This window comes from Microcoleus sp. PH2017_09_SFU_O_A (assembly GCF_020738625.1).
Taxonomy (GTDB): domain Bacteria; phylum Cyanobacteriota; class Cyanobacteriia; order Cyanobacteriales; family Microcoleaceae; genus Microcoleus.
Map to the genome: position 1 here is coordinate 1 of NZ_JAEQCF010000172.1, position 3,535 is coordinate 3,535.

The following is a 3,535-nucleotide window of genomic DNA, read 5'->3' on the forward strand; positions in this document are numbered from 1 at the left end:
GTTGTCATTGCCGCCAAGTCCGTAGATAGTGTCGTTGCCACCCAGTCCGTTAATCGACTCGGGGATGCTGCTGCCCATGATGAAATCGGCATTGTTACCGCCATTGAGAGTGTTTTGGACGGGGTTGGGGGTGATGGTAGCAGAGTTTAATTCCGGGGCGCTGACGCCATCGAGCAAACAATTATCTGTGCCCGGTATCGGAGTCGGAGTTGGTGCCGGTGTCGGCGTGGGGGCGGGTGTGGGTGTCGGAGTTGGAGTTGGTGCCGGTGTCGGCGTGGGCGCAGGTGTGGGTGTCGGAGTCGGAGTTGGTGCGGGTGTCGGAGTTGGGGCGGGTGTGGGTGTCGGAGTCGGAGTTGGTGCGGGTGTCGGAGTTGGGGCGGGTGTAGGTGTCGGAGTTGGTGTAGGAGTCGGCGTGGCTGTCGTTGTGAATTCAAAAGCGCCGATATCGACGATCGCACTGCCGTTACCATCACCATCTTGGGGGCGAGTCACACCGCGCTGATCCTTAGCTGGCGCGCCTGCACCTGTACCTGTGTCAATGGCGGGGCTTCCGGCTAGCAGCGGCAGCACGAAAGCGCCGTTAATATTTTGCAAAGGGCCGAGTTTCGGATCTGCGATCGTCACCTTTGCCGTAGCGTTATTGTCGTTAGGATCGCCTGTCGTAAGTTTAGCGGGAAACTGAAGATTATTCCCGCCATCAATTAGTTCTCTTCCAGTTTGGAATTTAACTTTAAAAGGATTCCCAGCCGTGTTGCTATCAAAAATCGAATTCTTGACAGTAATTGGCTGATTTCCAAAAGTTGCAATACCTCCCGAAAACTCTCCAGCGGTGTTTTTGGCAAAAGTCGAATTGACGATGTTAGTCGAAAAGGCATCTTTGTTACCGACAACTATTCCACCGCCTTGTTTAGCAGCCGTATTGCCGGAAAATGTACTATTGACAATGTTGATATTACCCTCTTCTCCCAGCCACAAGCCACCACCGTTATCATCGGCTGTGTTGTTGGCAAAGGTGGTATTTGTCACTGTCAAATCTACATTTCCGTGGCGAACTCCACCACCAGAACCTCCCTGACCCGCTGCATTTTTGATAGCCTTGTTGTTAATGAAAGTGCTATTTTCCAAAACTACTTTGTCTTGGTTATAACCAAACAAAAAGGCTCCACCTCCTTCTCCTGTCCCGATATTGCCGTCAAAAGTGCTGCCTCGGATGATAATGTTGCCAGGAGTAGGGCCTGGTGTTGCATTGGGGCCAGAAGCATTAGCGCCATCGACGTAAACTGCCCCGCCAACGCCTTTATCTGTGCGGTTGCCAGTGAATTTCGAGTTTTCGATCGTCATGCTGCCCAACAGGTTATTCACAGCCCCGCCGTAGCTGCCTTTGTTGTTGGTAAATTCGCTATCTCTGATATTCAGAACACCGCCGCTTTTAGTGGCGATCGCCCCGCCGCCGCGTTCGGTATTGCTAGCCAAAGAACCGTCATTGCCGCTAAACTTGCTGTTAATTACTGTTGTGGTGCTGCGGAAACCCGTGTAAACGCCACCGCCGAAACCGGCAACATTATTGTTGACTTGGCAATTTTCTAAAGTTAAAGTGCTGTTACCGCCAGTTTGAATGCCGCCGCCGCTGCTAGTCGCCTCATTATTCGGATCGGTTCCCGAAACTTTGCCGTCGGCAACAATCAGGTTTTTTAGAGTAACATTGGTGGAACCTTCGGTGAGGATTACCCGCGAAGTGTTGTTGCCACTGATGGTTAAATTGCTAGCAGCACTTGCATCAATTGTCAAGTTTTTGTTGATGACAAGTTGACCGGAAGTGAGGGTAATTTTTTGATTGGCCAGAGAGGAGGCAAATTGAATAATATCGCCGGCTGCTGCGGAGGCGATCGCGCTTCTCAATGAACCGGCCCCGCTATCATTAGTGTTGGTAACGGTAACAGTGGCTAAAGTCCCTTGGTAATCCGCCATTGCTTCTGGAGTCAAGGCAATGGGTGCTTCAATATCACCCTTGGTAAACTCCAAATTCCAGTTACCACCGCGGCCAGTGCGATCGCTAGATGCCGCAATATCAGCCCCGGTTAACTCCGAAAGGCGATCGACAAAATTAGCCCCATCACCCGCCGCCACATCGCAACCGTAAAGCATGATATCAGCGCGATCGCTCAATGCCGTGCGCCACCCTTCCAACTGGCTTGCATACTGCGGCAAATTATCCGAATTCAGCGTCGCCGAACCTAGCTGCAAACTGCCAGAATTCCCGTGAGAAAAAATGTGAACTTGGTCTACAGTTCCCCCCGCAGCAGCAATGGTTTGCAGTTTCGCAGTAATTTGCTCGACTCCGTTGCTATTTTTATCTAAAATGATTGTCTCAGAATTTGCGATCGCGCCGCCCGCCAAAGTTTGATAGTCATCTAAGTCCGAGTCAATGAAGACAAGAGATTTAGGACGAGAATTGCCGAGAACAGACTGTGAATCAATACTGGTAAAAGTTGAGTTCATTTTTCATACCCATGATGATGTTTGCTATTTGCTGGTAAATGACCTTGAAGTCCTTCAACAGTTGACAGTTGACAGTTGACAGTTGACAGTTGTAGGGGCAGTGCCCCCGTGAGAGCCCTCTTAGTTGACAGTTGACAGTTGACAGTTGACAGTTTGAGAGCGACCTCTACCTATAATGAAGAGGATTGGATTAATGAATAGTCTGACTTTAATTGCTTCCTCAAATGTAGAGACTTTCAGCCAATTATTTCTGGTAAAATATACATTCTGAAAACCCCCGGATTGCTAAAAAACTTCGTGAAAGCATGGGGGAACTAGAATCAAGAGAATTTCTGGTTTTTCTCCATGATTTAAATCAGAAAAATACATTCAGACAGAATTATTGCTATGTGGCGATTGCTTTGATTTCAATGGGTGCATCTGGGTTTCGCAAATATCTGTGTAGGGGCGAAGCATGACCGCAGTCAATATGAGATTATAACTAATAACTTATATGCGGTCATGCTTCGCCCTCTTCAAAAACTAGATTCACCCGATTTCAATTAACCGCAGAGGATGTAATGTCAATCCAGAGAAGAGCTGCTGCGGTTCCAAATTACTGATTGACCTAAAACCCTAAAATCTGCTCTCAAGGTCTGTCAATTTGAGGTATTTGCCGATCGCGAAAAGTTCCCAAAAAATCCGAAATTCCAGTAACTAACAGTAGGGTACCCAGCGGGAGGAAATCCTCAGTCTTTAGTCAAAACATTCAGCCCGCCGGGCACCCTACCCGATGTTTTGCCGATAGTAAGGTGCGCGTCGCGCACCCTACCAGAGGCAGTTAGATTGTTACCTGAGTGAAATCGCCAGCGCTGAGAGTACCGGGTACACCGTTAAGCTTCGCTAACAATTGATTGCTACCCGTCACGCTAATCAAAGTTTGATTGCTGCTAGACGCAATGCTGAGTTGATTGAAACTCAAACCGGGAGCCAACCCAATTAAATCCTCGCCCTTGCGGAAATCAGTAATGATGTCACTACCCAAACTTTGATTTAG

General features: G+C 48.7%; 1 protein-coding gene and 1 pseudogene. Both read right to left on the bottom strand.

Translation table 11 applies throughout. The annotated features are described in order from the left end of the window. The coding region (locus JGK16_RS32330) for a DUF4347 domain-containing protein (RefSeq protein ID WP_293193965.1) at positions 1-2,499 on the bottom strand (2,499 nt) is incomplete at its 3' end. Between the two features lie 820 nt (positions 2,500-3,319). Beyond that, positions 3,320-3,535, bottom strand: a pseudogene (locus JGK16_RS32335) (calcium-binding protein); the annotation flags it as partial.